The organism is Pseudomonas sp. SDO5532_S415 (assembly GCF_054071155.1).
This window is the reverse complement of the sequence record NZ_JBSVWS010000138.1, coordinates 1-16,513: the sequence shown is the minus strand read 5'-3', so window position 1 is coordinate 16,513 and position 16,513 is coordinate 1. Positions and strand designations below refer to the sequence as shown.

Here is a 16,513-nt window from a genome sequence, read left to right as displayed (position 1 = left end):
ACAGTTATTGCGGCGCTCACAAAAACTGTGGGAGCGGGCTTGCCCGCGATGAGGCCGGCAGAAACACCGTAAATCTCGGACAAAAATAAACCGGCCCAATGGCCGGTTTATTCATTTCTACTCTCCCCTCACGCCGCTCGCGCTGCCTGAGCCTGTCGCACCACCGCCGCCAATCGCCTGAGCCCTTCATCCAGCCGCGCCGGATCGATGTGGCTGAAATTCAAACGCAGATGCCCGTGATGATCGTCCGGCTGTGGAAAAAACGGCTCGCCCGGCATGAACGCCACATCATCGGCCAGCGCCGCATTGAGCAGCGTCCGGGTATCCAGCGGTTGTTTGAGTGTCAACCAGAAAAACAGCCCGCCTTGGGGCACGTTCCAGTCCGCCAGATCGGAAAAATGTGTTTCCAGCGCCGTCTGGAACGCATCGCGACGAACCCGGTAAAAGTCGCGTAACTCACCAAGATGCTGCTGGAAAGGCTCACTGCCGATCCATTGCAATGCCTGCCACTGGCCGACGCGATTGGTGTGCAGGTCTGCAGACTGCTTGAGCTTGAGCAAGTGCGGGAACAGGTCCGCACTGGCGATCAGATACCCCACGCGCAAACCCGGCAGCAGCGTTTTCGAAACCGTGCCGGTGTAGATCCAGCTGGCTTTTTTCAGGCGACCGGCAATGGGTTTGGCGCTGCCGCCATCGAAGGTCAATTCACGGTAGGGCTCGTCTTCGATCAAGGTCACGCCGAACTCATCCAGCAATGCGGCGACCGCCTCGCGCTTGGCTTCGCTGTACCGCACCGCCGAAGGATTCTGGAAGGTCGGAATCAGGTAGATGAACGCCGGGCGGTGTATTTCCAGGCGTGAACGCAGTTGCGCCAGGTTCGGGCCATCGGCTTCCAGCGGCACGGTGAGGCAATCGGCGCCGAACAGCTGGAAGATCTGCAGCGCCGCCAGGTAGGTCGGGGCCTCGAGGAGGATCTCGGTGCCTTTGTCGATGTAAAGCTTGGCCGCCAGATCGAGGGTTTGCTGAGAACCGCTGACCACCAGCACCTGACTCGCCTCGCACGACACACCCAGCGCCCGCGCCTGGGCGGCCAGGGCTTCGCGCAATGCCGGCTCACCTTCGCTCATGCCGTATTGGCCCATGGACACTGGCATGTCGGCCCACTCGACCTTGGGCAACATGGCTTCGGCGGGCAAGCCTCCGGCGAACGACATCACCTGCGGACGCTGGGCTGCGGCGAGGATTTCACGGATCAAAGAACTTTTAAGGCGCGAGACACGTTCGGAAAAAGCCATGGGGATCACCGGTAGCGAGGCCAGAGAAAAATGAGTCAAACTTGTTGACCGAAATTACGACAGCCCGAGCGGATACGTCAACATGATTGACCTTAAAAACCCGATTTCACAGCAACAGGCCATGGAAGCGTTTTTCTTCGGCTACCAGGCCTTCACCGCCAAAGCCGACGAAATGCTTGAACGTCGAGGCTTGAGTCGGGTGCACCAACGCATCGTGTTTTTCATTGCCCGCTATCCGAACCTGAGCGTTAAGGAGTTGCTGGCCTTGCTGGGGGTGAGCAAGCAGGCACTGAACATGCCGCTGCGCCAGTTGGTGGAGATGCATCTGGTCAACAGCGTTGCCGCTGAAACCGACAAACGTAAACGGCTGCTGGAACTGACCGACGACGGTGCGCGTTTTGAACAGGCATTGCGTCGTGAACAGGTGAAATTGCTGGAGCGGGTGTTTGCCGAGGCTGGCGAGACGGCGGTGAATGGGTGGTTGGCGGTGAACCTGGCGCTCGGCGAGAACCAGCAAAAAATCTGATGCCTCAAGTCCGTCTTCGCGAGCAGGCTCGCTCCCACAGTGACCGCGCTCCCCTGCTCGCGAAGGGCCGCTCCTGGCGATATATCCCAATCAACAATCTTTTCGTCGACAAAATCAAAAACATTATTTGCTTTATTTGTATACAAAAGCATAATCCACTTCGTGCGAGTTCCTGACCAAGCAGTCAGGAAATTCGCAAGTGCCTCAAAGGGCCGCTGCCACCCCCAAGGGTCCGGCCCTGGAAATAAAAATAAAACTCTTGAGGAGTACTCGCTGTGGAAAGCCGCAAATCCGAAGCATCGACGCTGGATCTCTCGCCGCCTTTACGCAATGGCTGGCTGGAGCGCATCTTTAAACTCAGCTTGCATGGCACCACGGTGAAGACCGAGTTGATTGCCGGTCTGACAACCTTCATCACCATGGCTTACATCATCTTCGTCAACCCCAACATCATGGCGGACGCCGGGATCGACCATGGCGCGGCGTTCGTCGCCACCTGTATCGCCGCTGCTCTGGGTTGCCTGTTGATGGGCTTGTACGCCAACTGGCCGGTCGGCCTGGCGCCGGGCATGGGCTTGAACGCTTTCTTTACCTACACCGTGGTCGGGACCATGGGCTACAACTGGGAAACTGCCCTCGGTGCGGTATTCGTGTCCGGTGTGTTGTTCATGATCCTGACCTTCTCGCGCATCCGCGAATGGTTGCTCAACAGCATTCCGGTAAGCCTGCGCTTCGCCATGGGCGCCGGCGTGGGTCTGTTTTTGGGTCTGATCGGCTTGAAAACCGCGGGCATCGTCGTCGATAGCCCGGCAACGCTGATCAAACTCGGTTCCCTGCGCGAACCTGGTCCGCTGCTGGCCGCCGTGTGCTTCCTGATGATCGCGATCCTCAGCTATCACAAGGTGTTCGGCGCGATCCTCATCAGCATCATCACCGTGACGCTGGCCGGTTGGGGCCTGGGCCTGGTGCACTACGAGGGCATCATGTCGGCACCGCCGAGCCTGGCACCTACATGGATGGCCATGAACGTCGCCGGTGTGTTCAACGTCAGCATGATCAGCGTGGTGCTGGCCTTCCTCTTCGTGCACATGTTCGACACCGCCGGCACCTTGATGGGGGTGGCCCAGCGCGCCAACCTGGTCAACGCTGATGGCAAGATCGAAAACCTCTCCCGCGCCATGAAAGCCGACAGTGCCTCCAGCGTATTTGGCGCGGTGGTCGGTGTTCCTCCGGTAACGAGTTACGTGGAAAGTGCCGCTGGCGTCGCGGCAGGTGGTCGGACTGGTCTTACCGCCGTGACCGTAGGTGTGCTATTTATTGCAGCCATGTTCTTCGCGCCGCTGGCCGGGATGATCCCTGCTTATGCCACCGCCGGTGCGCTGATTTATGTGGCCATGCTGATGATGGGCGGCATGGCGCACATCGAGTGGGACGAAGCGACCGACAGCATTCCGGCGATTGTCACGGCAATCATGATGCCCCTGACCTTTTCGGTGGCCGACGGTATCGCGCTGGGCTTCATCACCTATGTGGCGCTGAAGGCCGGTACTGGCAAATATAAGGAAATTTCCGTGAGCCTGTGGGTGCTCTGCGCGATCTTCATCGCCAAGTTCATCTTCCTGTAAATCTTCGCGGAACGCGCTTGAAACCAGCCTCACCCCGTCGGGTGAGGCTTTTGTGCAAATGGAGGAAAGTGATGAGTCTGGAAACCTGGCTGCTGTTCAGCGGCGCTGCGCTGGTGGTAATCCTGATCCCGGGGCCACTGTCGTTGCTGATGATCAGCAACAGCCTGAACTACGGTTTGCGCCGTTCTTACCCGGCGTTCCTGGGGGGCGTGTTTGCCTCGATCTGCCTGCTGAGTGCTTCGGCGCTGGGTCTGGGTGCGCTGCTGCTGGCATCGGAACAGCTGTTCAGTGCATTGAAAATCGTCGGCGCGTTGTACCTGTTCTATCTCGCCTGGCAGAGCTGGCAGCAATCGCGTCAGCCTTCCCACGGCGCCGAAGTGCCTCAGGCAGCGCCAGTGCCGCGCTTTCGCGCACTGTTCGGCCGCGCGTTCATGCTGGGGGGCAGCAACCCGAAAGACATCCTGTTCTTCGCCGCGTTTCTGCCGCAGTTCCTGAGCGCCGAACAGCCATTCCTGCCGCAATTGCTGGTGATGATCGCGACCTGGACCGTGCTGGATCTGCTGTGCAAATTGGCCTATGGGTTGGGCGCCCACGGTGCAGCCAAATATTTGCGCTCGGGTAAAGGCCAGAGCTGGTTCAATCGGATCAGTGCGGGTTTGTTCAGTGGTGCCGGCACTGCCTCTCTGTTGAGTGGGCACTGAAGGCTCCCGCCTAAAGGGTTTCTCCCCTTCCTGCCCATTCCGGCAGACTGAACGCGCTTCGGCGCGTTTCAGTTCGCCTGCCTCCCCGGAAAGCGCAGGACACACGTCATCGCCTGCAACAAACGCCCTACATATTTATCGCTTTATGAGCATCACGCTTCCCTACAGTTCGGGTCCAGGTTTTTCATAACAGCCCGACAAGGAAGTATGTATGGCGGAAAATTTCACGCGTTCCGATGCGGAAGGCTACGACGCAATCAAAATTACGGATATTGAGCCGCTTTCTTTGGCGACGGCCGATCAGGAAATTGCCGATTTTATCCGCAACAACGGGACGTCAACGCTAAAGGAGCAGCGTCCTCGATCCACCAGCAAACGGGAACGGGTACTGCGAGCCCTGGATCAGCACTACGGACCGCTTACCCTTGGCCAGTTTACGGTCAGCCGTGTAGAGCTTCATCTGATGAAGGCTTCGGTTCACGGCGAACTTCTGGATATCGACAACACCAACTTTCGCCACCCACCCCAGGCATTTATCGACGGTTTACGATTGAACCCGGCTGATGTCGAAAGTCGTATCCGGGCAAGCGGGACGGTGGGCGACAACACGATACCGAGCCTGCTGTTCGAAGTTGCCACCCTTCGCTCGGTAGACGCCCCGCCGTTGCTCGATGATGCGCAACCCGGTCACGCTCAAAAACTCGGCAGGCTTTTGCATGCCGCACAGAAACTGGACGTTCGCGATACCCGCTTACCCGAGCATGTCCCTGACTGGGTCAACAAGCAAAAAAGCAAAGTCGCTCACCACATGGGGATCGGGTTACAGGCGTTCGGCATCTACAGCGGCATGATGGGTATCTCCGATGCCATGAAAAGAGGCGATCGTACCGAAGCGGTGATCAATGCCGGCGCGGTGGTGACAGAACTCGGTTCGGTGATCATTGAGCGAAGCCTGGTGGAAACCGCCCAGGAGTTGATTGAAAACAGCGCCCGCATTTACCAGGGTTTTTCCAAAACCCACTTTGGCCTGCACCTGTCGCGCGCAGCTGGGTTGATCGCAGGCGTGCTGACCCTGCCTTTCGACATCTACTTCGCGATCAAAGCGCTGAACGATGCCTCCCAGAGCACGGGCAAGCAGGCCCTGGATCATTACGTGGCTGCCGGCCTGAACCTGAGCAGTGCCGCGTTGACCCTGATTCTCGGTACGGCGGCCATTGCAGGCTTTTCCAGTGCCGGCCCACTGGGCATCGCAGCAGCAGTCATTCTGATTGCCGGTGCCCAGATTTATAGTGCCATCCGACAGGTAGACGACATTACCGACTACGTCGATCTGAGCTTCGGCGAAAAGTATTTCACGTTTAAACGCGCGCTCAGCAACCAAGAGCCTTGGCAAGACATTCAAGACCGCTACATCACCGCCGTGGCCAAAGACCAACACACCAAAATGTTGATCACGCGAGCTCAAAAGTGGTTGGACGGACAATTGAAGGACAGCATCGCAGCCATCGTGAATGGCAACGTCGATGCTTCCGTCAAAGCCTCCCAAGTGTTCTGGTTCGAGTGGGATGACCAAGGACGCGAGTCAGTGGGTTCCAAGGAAATCAAGGTGCCGCTGCTTGAGGGCGGAAACGACACCATCGACGCCCGCAACGGAATTCCCGCGGATCTTTCCGGGGTGGTGAAAGGGACTGAGGGCGAATCGAAAGCGACGTTTTGGCTGCTGGGAGGAGGAAAAGACACCATCCTCGGCGTTGAAAAGCAACCCAATCACTTCAGCTACGGTACAGGCAGCAAGCACCTGACTGGTGGCGAGAAAGATGATCAGTTCCTGTTCGAAGGAGCGGTACAGGCACTCAAGTCGCCCGCGCCATCGCCACCCCATAACCATCTTGTGGGTGGCGGCGGCGAGAACATGCTGGTGTTCCAGGGACAACTGGATAGCCGTGACCTTACTCCTCACACAGGTTTCGAGATCGATCTGGAAAACGGTCGGATACGCCTGCTGAGCGAGATCGATTCGACGCCCTCCACGACCCACACAACATTGGAAGGCATTGAAAACGTCGAAACGCTGGCGGGCGCGAGCAATATCGTACAAGGGTCAGCCCGTGCAAACCGCATCGTTTCCCGAGGCCATGACCGAATCGACGCCGGCGCCGGCGATGATGCGATTTACCTGATGGGCACTCATGCAAGTGCCGCCGGTGGTCCAGGCAAAGACCAATATTTCATTTCCCATAAAAGCGGCACCGTGACCATCAGTGAGGACGCGCGGGAAGACAGCGTGATCGTCATGGACTGGTTGTTTGAAGCCATTGAGAAATGGTTCGTTGAAGGTACATCACTGGTGGTGACGTCGCCCTGTGGAAAAGACAGAGAGTTGCCGGAAAGAAAGCTGATCATCAAGAATATTTATAAAACCGTGGGAGACAAACGCCTGCTCCAGGAACAGACATTGCGCTTCCTGACCCAGGATGGTTTTCAGCTTTACCCGGATTTTCCCGAGGAACTGGAAGGCTTCGACGACCGCAATATCGAAATCTTGATTCTTGCAAAAGGAACACGACCAGCGCCGTTAATCTTGAATCGCGACATACACGATCTGCCTTACAATAAACACCAACATTACTTCATCAATAGAGAAACTCCCGAAACCCTGTTAAAAATCGCAAAAGCAGACGACAACGCGACTCATACCATTTACATCGACTGCGACAGCGAGGAACTGATCACCGCGCAAGCCGCCTACACGATTAGAGCCGACAGACAGTATGCCAACCACAACGCGACCGTTGGCAACTTCACTCTACAGCTTGACTTCAAGCATAAAACAATAAAATTCGAAGATTTCATATCGGACGGACATTTCACCTATTCGAACACCGCCCATAGCAACTACTTGACCAGAAGCATGAAATTAAAACAGGCATTAATCCTGACAATGCGCGATGGAGTGTCTTACCGGATAACCCCTCCCCCAGTAAAAAATCATGCTTATGGAGACACGCCCGGAACCCTGCAATCAGATGGCCGACAGATGTTGAAAAAGCGGACAGGAAACTACCTCTTTCTCACCCCTGAAGATAGCAAGGCCACCGCGCTTGAACCTGTTCCGCAAATTATCGAACTCCCTGCTCCTTTGCAAAATACAGTAATAGCGCTAGAGGGAAAAGGCTCGACCTACCATGTAAAATTCGAGACACACTCGAAACTTCGGATATCTACACCGGGAGCACTCGCAAAAACATCCAACGCATCGACCTGGTACCTATATACAAGATTTCTTGACCCTTCAATTAAAAAGCTATCGGAAAACAAACTGCTTATCGGACACACCGTCATCCTTCTCCCCGAGTACAAAGATGACGACACCCCTGTGGAGGACATCTACCTGGTCACCGCATCCGGCACCACCTATAAAGTGGATCTGATTTTTGGACAAATCTATTTGCACTCGACAACTTGAAAACAATCAAACCATGAAATAAGCATTTAACACCTCACTCGTTGATGCCAGCAGGAGTATGCAACTTCTATTAAAAGCTTGCCTCGCTGTGTGAACCACTCAACCTGATAGTCCGTGAAGCTATTCAGGTACTCGATACTTATCATTGGAGTAACAACGGCATGAAGCCACCAAGAAAAATCCCAAGGCCCGGCACACCGGACACTGATCAAACCGTTAGACCCAACCGCGCCGAAGACGGGACACCGCCTCGTTACAACCTGCCCGATATCGACATTTCCGGCCCCCCCATAGACTTGCCGGGAAGACGAAGGCCTGAAGGAGGGTCGGACAATACCCCGCGAGAACCACAGATTGCGGTGGTAGACATTTCCACCCCCGGGCCGCTCACACTCAGCCCTGCTGTCGCGACATCCGACATCACTTTTCTGCCTTCCGCTCTGATACCGAAATTGCCCGCGCCCGGTGACGACGGATTACGCTATGGCCAGCTCAGATCGAAGTACGCAGAAATCGAAAATGAAGGCGTCACTCTGGTCCGGCTTCGAGATGACGGCGAATACCAGGCATCCTCGGCCAGTGAGCTGACCCCTACAGGCCCTCTTCTCGAAAGAATCGCTGGAACCGCTTACTGGCGCAGGAAAAACACGGACAATCCAGACCGTCCCGCAGGCCCACCACCGGATGAACAACCTGGCCCAAGCACGCGCAGCCGGCCACGCCCCGCTGAAGGCGGCGGCAATATCATCGAAGCCAATCCAATGCTCGCAGAGTTAATTGCGCGACCCATTGCCCCTCTGGATCTGTCTGTAGGGTTATTGCAAAACTGGGGAAAAACGACACAACCCCAATCGGTGGAGTCTCTGGAGATCAATGGACTTCATTATCGAATCGTGCCCGAGGGACGGCCGGAGGATTATGGAGTAGCGTTCGTGGAACACCCCCGGTTTACGCCTTCAAGCTTTGAAAAATTCGAACAGATGCTGCAGGAAGATCCATCGCTGCAACCCAGATGGGCGATCAGAAGGCACGACCAGTGGGAAGCCCTGGAGCGCCCATTTCCATTCGACAATACCTTGACCGGTTATGTGGCCGGAACCTTCAGGGACTTTTCCGATGCAACATTGAACAGTGTCGCCAGAACCCTGTTCAACCGCGCTAACCACTCCGAAGTGATCAACGGCGAGGGGCTTCTGGTCGTGAAACAAACCTTGCGCAACTGGGCCGATCCACTCGGTCCCCCCTCACCTCGACGAGAGCTGTCCGATCCGCTGCTGATGCTGCCCATCCTCAACAGATCGACCCGCAGTAACCGGGACATGGTGGTCCTTCCAGAATCGACGGGAGCGCTACAGCGGGTGGATTTTGCCCCCGATCGCTTCCCCCGGGAGTGGCATCGCTTTACTGCCCAGCCTGACAATTACAACCTCAAGGAGTTCATGGCGAGCGTGCTGGCGCGTAACGGATATGACGTTTTCCCAGTGACGAGAGGGCACGAGGAACCCACCTTGGTTTTTACCCGTTCCAGCCATGATTCGGTTTTTTTCCTGAAGCTGGGTAATGTCACTGGCGACGCCATCAGGTACTCCGAACGTCCCGGCAATGAATTGTCCAATCCTCAACTGGCAACCCGTATCGGCGAGCTCGCTCGCGCGAAGCTGCTCACTGCTTTCAATCAAGACAAAGTGGTGTGGCTAGCGGGTGGGATCCAGACGACCCCGTCAGGGGGGCAGTCGGTTTTCATTATAAGGGAAGGTTGACACCTGCTTCCTGCCTCGCCGGCCATGCCGGCGAGAACACACGCCCACACCAGCACATTCACTCGAAATGACGCGGATCTACATCAGCAGGATTATCCATGAGTCCAAAACACCCTATCCGTCCCAAAACCCCGGGCGATTCAAATCAAGGGGCCTCCCGTATACGCGACACAGCACCGGACAATTTACCCAGACGCCCTGGCAGCACACAGCGTGATGCCCCCGATCAACCACAGGGACATCAATTCCCGGAGTCCTCCCAGCCCCCGGATGTCCAGCCTCCGGCGATCGAAATAATCGATCTTCCCGCAGATTTACTCATCAGCCGAACCACCACCGAACATCTTATTAGTCATTTTTACCTGGCGCCGAAACTGGTCGAGAGGCTGCCTGCTCCAGACCCGGAAACCGGCATTCGATTAATCCCTTCCGGGCGCCAGTATGTCGATCTGGTGGACGGAGGGACGGTGCCTTTGGGCATTGACCCGCAAGGTCATTTCAAAGCAAAGCAGATGGCGGAACTGGTACCTTCCGGCCCAAGACTTGAACGCGTGGAAGGCACATCAAAATGGCGACAGGTTCAACCTGGCAGCCGTGATAGCGGGGATTCGGAACTGATTGTTTCGCGACGCCGACTGCCGGGCGATGAGCAGGACGAAGCCGGACCATCCAAGCGGCCACGCGAGATCGAGCCGTTACCGGACTCCGAGCCCTGGAAAAACTGGGCAATCGCCCCCCAGCATGCTTCGCCCGAAGACATCACCATAGAAGGCGTTCGCTACAAAACCGTGCCGCTCAATGACGCACCGGACCACCCGATTGTTTATATCAAGAACCCCACTCATCTGGTCTACGACTTTGATTTGCTGCAGCGAACCCTCAGTGGCGACATCGAACAACAACCCCGTGGCGCTATCCAGCTACCTTCGACCCGCCGCTGGGAGATCGACCCGAACCTGCCTTTTGACAAAGCATTGACCGACTATGTCGCCACTTACTTTCCTGAACTTTCGGTAATTTCTCTGCTGAATGTCGCCAGAAAACAGTTTTCCCTCGCCAACGGTTCCGATACCGCGACCAACGCCGGGTTGACGACCCTCAGGCAAGTTTTCAATGACTGGAAGTCCTCGAGCATCACGCCACGGCCAGAGCTGGTCGATCCGTTACTTATGCTCCCCGTAGCACCCATGACGCCAGGCTCAGGGGGGTACCGGGTTGTGGAGCTTCCTTTGCTCTCTGATCAGATGCCTTTACAGCGACTGGTGTTTGATCCGCACAAATTTCGAGAGGAGTGGCGATATTTCTCCACGACCCAGTATGCCGGTGACCTCAAGCGATTCATGGCCGACCTGTTGACGCGCAATGGATACGTCGTATTTGAACCCACCACCGCCCAGTCCTATCCAGCGCTGGTATTCCGACGACCAGAACATGATTTTGTGTTCCACATGACCTTGCATCGCGTTCTCGGTAAAAAAATTCATATTCCACCTGCCAGCGATCAAGGATTTTCCCATTACAGGTTGCCTGAACTGATTGGCTTGCCGGCCATGCGAGCGGTGCAAGAGGCCGAAATGACCAACAAACTGGTCTGGCTGAAAGGCGGGAGTCAGGTATCAAAAGATCGCCAGGACTCGGTCTTCATCGTGCGAACCAACGATCCAAGAACCTGAAACCTCGAACGAAAAAAAGCCCGCAGTGTGAGCGGGCAAAAGACCAAAGAAGCTATATGCGCAGTCGCTTCCAGGGTGCGGCAGCTGCTTGGGGGATCAGCTGCCGCGGTACGTCGAATAGCTGTAGGGCGAAATCAGCAGCGGCACGTGGTAGTGATCCTGTTCGGCCGAGATGCCAAAACGCAGCACCACCACATCCAGGAAAGCCGGCTCCGGCAGCTGAACACCACGGGCGCGGTAGTAATCGCCCGCATGAAACTGAACCTGGTAGACCCCGGTGCGGTAGTCATCACCTTGCAGCAGCGGTGCATCGACACGGCCATCGCTGTTGGTTGTTGCAGTGGCGACCAATTCCAGCTGCGATCCTTCAACGCGGTACAACTCGACCTTGATCGAGCTGCCCGGGCAACCGTGTGCAGCGTCCAAAACGTGTGTAGTCAAACGTCCCATTGATTCTGCGCGCCTGCCTGCGTGGAAGCAGTCAGACCTCGCGCCTCCCGAAGTCAGTTGAAAAGGAGACCGCACCGTTTCGGAGCACGAAAAGCTGCGGCGAGGAATTGATTAAGACACTTTTCAAAAAAATTGTACACAATAAAAACGACATTTTTGCGACCCGCAGCGCCAGCCGGTGATTTCCCGGCGATTTAACCTTAAAGCGCAAGATTGCTGAACCCTGGAGACATTAGCTGACCAATCAGGCAGATTTCTTGCAGGTCCGTGTCAATTGCACGCAAAGATGACCGTTAGCGAAAAATGCGAAAAATCAGGCTTACAAAGTGAATATAAAGTTGTATACAATCACCCCATCACTGTGACGCCAGCCTGACTTCCCACTTGCAGGCGCGCTACACAACCCTGACTTTGTATAAGCCACGAATAAGAAGGAAGACTGCAGTGAGCGCTGACTACCCACGCGACCTGACCGGTTACGGCAGTAACCCTCCTCACCCACACTGGCCGGGCAATGCCCGGATCGCCCTGTCCTTCGTGCTCAATTACGAAGAGGGTGGCGAGCGCAACATCCTGCACGGTGATAAAGAATCCGAAGCGTTCCTTTCGGAGATGGTCTCGGCGCAACCGCTGCAAGGCGCGCGCAACATGAGCATGGAATCGCTGTACGAGTATGGCAGCCGCGCCGGCGTCTGGCGGATTCTGAAACTGTTCAAGGAATTCGACATTCCGCTGACCATCTTCGCCGTGGCCATGGCCGCCCAGCGTCACCCGGACGTGATCCGCGCCATGGTCGATGCCGGCCACGAGATCTGCAGCCACGGCTACCGCTGGATCGACTACCAATACATGGACGAAGCCCAGGAGCGCGAGCACATGCTCGAAGCGATCCGCATCCTCACCGAAATCACCGGCGAACGTCCGCTGGGCTGGTACACCGGTCGCACCGGCCCGAACACCCGTCGCCTGGTGATGGAAGAAGGTGGTTTCCTCTACGACAGCGACACCTACGACGACGACCTGCCCTACTGGGAACCGAACAACCCGACCGGCAAGCCGCACCTGGTGATCCCGTACACCCTGGACACCAACGACATGCGCTTCACCCAGGTCCAGGGCTTCAACAAGGGCGACGATTTCTTCGAATACCTCAAGGACGCGTTCGATGTGCTGTACGCCGAAGGCGCCGATGCACCGAAGATGCTGTCGATCGGCCTGCACTGCCGCCTGATCGGCCGTCCGGCGCGCCTGGCCTCGCTCAAGCGCTTTATCGAATACGCTAAAAGTCATGAACAGGTGTGGTTCAGCCGTCGCGTCGACATCGCGCGCCACTGGCAGCAAACCCACCCGTACCAAGGGGCTGCCAAATGAGCACCTTTCAAACCGTCAAACCCTCGACCCTGAGCCGCGACGCCTTCGTCAACGCCTTCGCCGATATCTACGAACATTCGCCATGGGTAGCCGAAAAGGCTTTCGAGCTGGGCCAGGACGCTTCGATCGACGAGATCGAAACCCTGCACCAGCGCATGAGCGACATCCTGTTGAGCGCCGATCACGCCAGCCAGCTGGCATTGATCAACGCCCACCCGGACCTGGCCGGCAAAGCTGCCGTCCAGGGCCAGCTTACCGCGGCCAGCACTGAAGAACAGTCGGGCGCGGGGATTCACCAATGCACGGCCGAAGAGTTTTCTCGCTTCACCGAGCTGAACGACGCCTACAAGGCCAAGTTCAAGTTTCCCTTCATCATGGCGGTAAAAGGCAGCAACCGGCATCAGATCCTCGCAGCGTTCGAAACGCGCATCCACAACCCGGTCGACACCGAGTTCAAGTGCGCGCTGGCGCAGATCAACAAGATCGCCCTGTTCCGATTACTGACCCTATAGCGATCCTGGCCCGAGTTCGCTCATGAACGCCGAACGAACCCAGGGCCCCGAGAGCATCCCAAGCCAACTTATTAAAGGCAGACAAGAAGAATGAAAGCTTACGCCGTACCTTTCGAGAAGTTCGTCAACCTGGCCGACGCCCGCCTGGGCACCAAAATCATCTCGGTCACCGATGACTGGTTCGCAGACGCCAACCGTCTGTTCCAACCGACCCCGGCCGTGTGGAAGGAGGGCGTGTTCGATGACAACGGCAAGTGGATGGATGGCTGGGAGTCGCGCCGCAAGCGCTTCGAAGGTTACGACAGCGCGGTAATCCGCCTGGGCGTGCCGGGCTCGATCAAAGGCGTGGACATCGACACTTCATTCTTCACCGGTAACTTCCCGCCGTCGGCCTCCCTGGAAGCCTGCTTCCTGGCCGAAGGCGAGCCGGACGAAAACACCCAGTGGACGGAAGTGCTGTCCGCCGTCGAGCTGCAAGGCAACAGCCACCACTACCATGAAATCAGCAACAAACAGGCCTTCAGCCACCTGCGTTTCAACATCTACCCGGATGGCGGCGTGGCCCGTCTGCGTGTGTACGGCGTGCCGTTCCGCGACTGGTCGGCCGTGGGTGACAACGAGCAGGTTGACCTCGCAGCCGCCCTTAACGGTGGTCGCGCCCTCGCCTGCTCCGACGAGCACTTCGGCCGCATGAGCAACATCCTCAACCCGGGCCGTGGCATCAACATGGGCGATGGCTGGGAAACCGCACGTCGTCGCACGCCTGGCAATGACTGGGTGATCGTCGCCCTGGGCCATGCCGGTGAAGTCGAGAAAGTCATCGTCGACACCCTGCACTTCAAGGGCAACTACCCGGACAGCTGCTCGATCCAGGGCGCCTTCGTAAAAGGCGGCACCGACAGCCAGATCGAAACCCAGTCGCTGTTCTGGCGCGAACTGCTGCCAAGCCAGAAACTGGAAATGCACGCCGAACACACCTTCGCCGAGCAGATCAAGGCGCTGGGCCCTGTCACTCACATCCGCCTGAACGTGTTCCCGGATGGTGGCGTGAGCCGCCTGCGCGTCCTGGGCAAGGTCGCTAAATAAGCGCTGAACCTGTGGCGAGGGAGCTTGCTCCCGCTGGGTCGCGAAGCGGCCCCCAAAGAATGGGACTGCTGCGCAGTCCAGCGGGAGCAAGCTCCCTCGCCATAAAAGCAGAACCAACAACACAGAATTCGGATAAGAAGACCAGCATGCGCACACTGACGATTGAACCGCTGACCAAAGAAGCCTTCGCCCCTTTCGGTGACGTGATCGAAACCGACGGCAGCGATCACTTCATGATCAACAACGGTTCGACCATGCGCTTCCACAAACTGGCGACGGTGGAAACCGCCACGCCAGAGGATAAGGCGATCATCAGCATCTTCCGCGCCGACGCGCAGGACATGCCCCTGACCGTCAGCATGCTGGAGCGTCATCCGCTGGGCAGCCAGGCTTTCATTCCGCTGCTCGGCAACCCCTTTCTGATCGTGGTCGCGCCACTTGGCGATGTACCTGTATCAGGCTTGGTCCGCGCCTTCGTCACCAACGGCAGGCAGGGCATTAATTACCATCGCGGCGTCTGGCACCACCCGGTGCTGACGATCGAAAAGCGGGATGACTTCCTGGTGGTTGATCGCAGTGGCACAGGCAATAACTGCGATGAGCATTTTTTCAAAGAGGATGAGCGTTTGATCCTCGCCCCCCACCAATAAGAGAAGGTCCGATCACTCGACAACAAGAGTGACGGGCGAGAGGTAAAGACTGTGGAAGCACATCTGTTGGAATGGCTGAACCTGAGCGTGCGCTGGGTTCATATGATTACCGGTGTGGCCTGGATCGGCGCGTCGTTCTACTTCGTCTGGCTGGAAAACAACCTCAATCGGGTCAACCCGAAAAGCGGTCTGGCCGGTGATTTGTGGGCGATCCACGGCGGCGGCATCTACCACCTGGAAAAATACAAACTGGCCCCACCGACCATGCCGGACAACCTGCACTGGTTCAAATGGGAAGCCTATTTCACCTGGCTGTCGGGGATCGCGCTGCTGTGCGTGGTGTTCTACTCCAACCCGACGCTCTACCTGCTGGCTCCGGGCAGCACCCTGAGCGGTCCTGAAGGCGTGGCCATCGGTCTGGGCTCGCTGTTCATCGGCTGGTTCATCTACTCCTTCCTCTGCGACTCGGCCCTGGGCAAACGCCCTGCCCTGCTCGGCTTCATCCTGTTCGTGCTAATCATCGGCGCCGCCTACGGCTTCAGCAAAGTGTTCAGCGGTCGTGGTGCGTACCTGCACGTCGGCGCGATCATTGGCACCATCATGGTCGGCAACGTGTTCCGCATCATCATGCCGGCACAGCGTGCACTGGTCGCGGCCATCGCCGAAAACCGCACACCCGATCCGGCGCTGCCGGCCAAAGGCCTGCTGCGTTCGCGTCACAACAACTACTTCACCCTGCCGGTGCTGTTCATCATGATCAGCAACCACTTCCCGAGCACCTACGGCAGCCAGTACAACTGGTTGATCCTGGCCGGGATCGCGGTGCTGGCGGTGTTGGTGCGTCACTACTTCAACACCCGTCACGACAGCCACAAGTATGCCTGGACCCTGCCGGTGGCAGCGGTGGGCATGATTTGCCTGGCTTATGTCTCCGGTCCGAAGCCGATGTCCAGCGCCCCGGAAGTGGCCAAGGCACCTGCTGCGATCGAGTATCAACCCCTGCCGGAAACAGCAGTGGGTGGTGGTTTGAAACCGGCTGAAGCAAAACCTGCAGAGGCGCCCGCAGCGGCTCCAGCTCAGGCGTCCAACGCAGGCCCTGGTTTCGACAAGGTGCACAGCGTGATTCAGGAACGTTGCGCGGTCTGCCACTCGGCCAAACCGACCAGCCCGCTGTTCAGCGCTGCTCCGGGCGGCGTGATGCTCGACACGCCCGAGCAGATCCGCCAGAACGCGGCGCGGATCCAGGCTCAAGCGGTCGCCACCCAGATCATGCCGCTGGGCAACATCACTCAGATGACCCAGCAGGAACGTGACCTGATCGGCGCCTGGATCGTTCAGGGTGCCCCGACCAACTAAGTAAAAAGCTTCGCGAGCAGGCTCGCTCCCACACAGACAATG

At 57.4% G+C, this 16,513-nt stretch carries 13 protein-coding genes; 11 read left to right on the top strand and 2 right to left on the bottom strand.

Annotated features, from left to right (window positions below):
• Window positions 1-128: 128 nt before the first annotated feature.
• Window positions 129-1,295 (bottom strand): aminotransferase-like domain-containing protein, encoded by a 1,167-nt coding sequence (locus ACW9HW_RS23180; protein WP_457401862.1) that lies wholly within the window; start codon window positions 1,293-1,295, stop codon window positions 129-131.
• 82 nt (window positions 1,296-1,377) lie between these two features.
• On the opposite strand from ACW9HW_RS23180, the gene ACW9HW_RS23175 reads away from it, so the two are divergent.
• The 6 genes from ACW9HW_RS23175 to ACW9HW_RS23150 all read left to right on the top strand — a co-directional run bounded on the left by ACW9HW_RS23175 (window position 1,378) and on the right by ACW9HW_RS23150 (window position 11,046).
• Window positions 1,378-1,821, top strand: coding sequence for a MarR family winged helix-turn-helix transcriptional regulator (locus tag ACW9HW_RS23175; protein ID WP_095196824.1), 444 nt, complete (start codon window positions 1,378-1,380; stop codon window positions 1,819-1,821).
• 275 nt (window positions 1,822-2,096) lie between these two features.
• Window positions 2,097-3,446 (top strand): NCS2 family permease, encoded by a 1,350-nt coding sequence (locus ACW9HW_RS23170; protein ID WP_095196825.1) that lies wholly within the window; start codon window positions 2,097-2,099, stop codon window positions 3,444-3,446.
• Between the two features lie 71 nt (window positions 3,447-3,517).
• Window positions 3,518-4,147, top strand: a complete 630-nt coding sequence (locus ACW9HW_RS23165) for a LysE family translocator (RefSeq protein ID WP_457401861.1) — start codon at window positions 3,518-3,520, stop codon at window positions 4,145-4,147.
• Window positions 4,148-4,358: 211 nt separating this feature from the next.
• Window positions 4,359-7,613 carry a calcium-binding protein gene (locus ACW9HW_RS23160; RefSeq protein WP_457401860.1) on the top strand — a complete coding sequence of 1,085 codons (3,255 nt, stop codon included), beginning with the start codon at window positions 4,359-4,361 and terminating at the stop codon, window positions 7,611-7,613.
• Between the two features lie 161 nt (window positions 7,614-7,774).
• Complete coding sequence (locus tag ACW9HW_RS23155; RefSeq protein WP_141233029.1) at window positions 7,775-9,373, top strand: hypothetical protein; 1,599 nt, start codon at window positions 7,775-7,777, stop codon at window positions 9,371-9,373.
• Window positions 9,374-9,471: 98 nt separating this feature from the next.
• Complete coding sequence (locus tag ACW9HW_RS23150; RefSeq protein WP_141233030.1) at window positions 9,472-11,046, top strand: hypothetical protein; 1,575 nt, start codon at window positions 9,472-9,474, stop codon at window positions 11,044-11,046.
• Between the two features lie 96 nt (window positions 11,047-11,142).
• Here ACW9HW_RS23150 and uraH read toward each other — a convergent pair whose 3' ends face one another.
• The gene (gene uraH, locus ACW9HW_RS23145) at window positions 11,143-11,496 is read right to left on the bottom strand and encodes a hydroxyisourate hydrolase (protein WP_095196830.1); all 354 of its coding nucleotides are present in this window, start codon (window positions 11,494-11,496) and stop codon (window positions 11,143-11,145) included.
• 444 nt (window positions 11,497-11,940) lie between these two features.
• On the opposite strand from uraH, the gene puuE reads away from it, so the two are divergent.
• The 5 genes from puuE (at window position 11,941) to ACW9HW_RS23120 (ending at window position 16,471) form a co-directional block, all read left to right on the top strand.
• Window positions 11,941-12,867: an allantoinase PuuE gene (gene puuE / locus ACW9HW_RS23140; protein ID WP_095196831.1), complete on the top strand. Its 927-nt coding sequence runs from the start codon at window positions 11,941-11,943 to the stop codon at window positions 12,865-12,867.
• Window positions 12,864-13,379, top strand: a complete 516-nt coding sequence (uraD, locus tag ACW9HW_RS23135) for a 2-oxo-4-hydroxy-4-carboxy-5-ureidoimidazoline decarboxylase (protein WP_095196832.1) — start codon at window positions 12,864-12,866, stop codon at window positions 13,377-13,379. The genes puuE and uraD overlap by 4 nt, the downstream gene beginning before the upstream one ends.
• 90 nt (window positions 13,380-13,469) lie before the next feature.
• A complete protein-coding gene (alc, locus tag ACW9HW_RS23130; RefSeq protein WP_457401859.1) occupies window positions 13,470-14,465 on the top strand; it encodes an allantoicase in 996 nt (331 codons plus the stop codon).
• A gap of 146 nt (window positions 14,466-14,611) precedes the next feature.
• The gene (locus tag ACW9HW_RS23125) at window positions 14,612-15,115 is read left to right on the top strand and encodes an ureidoglycolate lyase (RefSeq protein WP_085716886.1); all 504 of its coding nucleotides are present in this window, start codon (window positions 14,612-14,614) and stop codon (window positions 15,113-15,115) included.
• Between the two features lie 51 nt (window positions 15,116-15,166).
• Window positions 15,167-16,471, top strand: coding sequence for a urate hydroxylase PuuD (locus tag ACW9HW_RS23120; protein ID WP_095196834.1), 1,305 nt, complete (start codon window positions 15,167-15,169; stop codon window positions 16,469-16,471).
• Window positions 16,472-16,513: the final 42 nt, after the last annotated feature.

Coding starts and splice junctions, on each gene's coding strand:
- ACW9HW_RS23180 (WP_457401862.1), bottom strand. CDS start 1,295: ATGGCTTTTTCCGAACGTGTCTCGCGCCTTAAAAGTTCTTTGATCCGT.
- ACW9HW_RS23175 (WP_095196824.1), top strand. CDS start 1,378: ATGATTGACCTTAAAAACCCGATTTCACAGCAACAGGCCATGGAAGCG.
- ACW9HW_RS23165 (WP_457401861.1), top strand. CDS start 3,518: ATGAGTCTGGAAACCTGGCTGCTGTTCAGCGGCGCTGCGCTGGTGGTA.
- ACW9HW_RS23160 (WP_457401860.1), top strand. CDS start 4,359: ATGGCGGAAAATTTCACGCGTTCCGATGCGGAAGGCTACGACGCAATC.
- ACW9HW_RS23155 (WP_141233029.1), top strand. CDS start 7,775: ATGAAGCCACCAAGAAAAATCCCAAGGCCCGGCACACCGGACACTGAT.
- ACW9HW_RS23150 (WP_141233030.1), top strand. CDS start 9,472: ATGAGTCCAAAACACCCTATCCGTCCCAAAACCCCGGGCGATTCAAAT.
- uraH (WP_095196830.1), bottom strand. CDS start 11,496: ATGGGACGTTTGACTACACACGTTTTGGACGCTGCACACGGTTGCCCG.
- uraD (WP_095196832.1), top strand. CDS start 12,864: ATGAGCACCTTTCAAACCGTCAAACCCTCGACCCTGAGCCGCGACGCC.
- alc (WP_457401859.1), top strand. CDS start 13,470: ATGAAAGCTTACGCCGTACCTTTCGAGAAGTTCGTCAACCTGGCCGAC.
- ACW9HW_RS23125 (WP_085716886.1), top strand. CDS start 14,612: ATGCGCACACTGACGATTGAACCGCTGACCAAAGAAGCCTTCGCCCCT.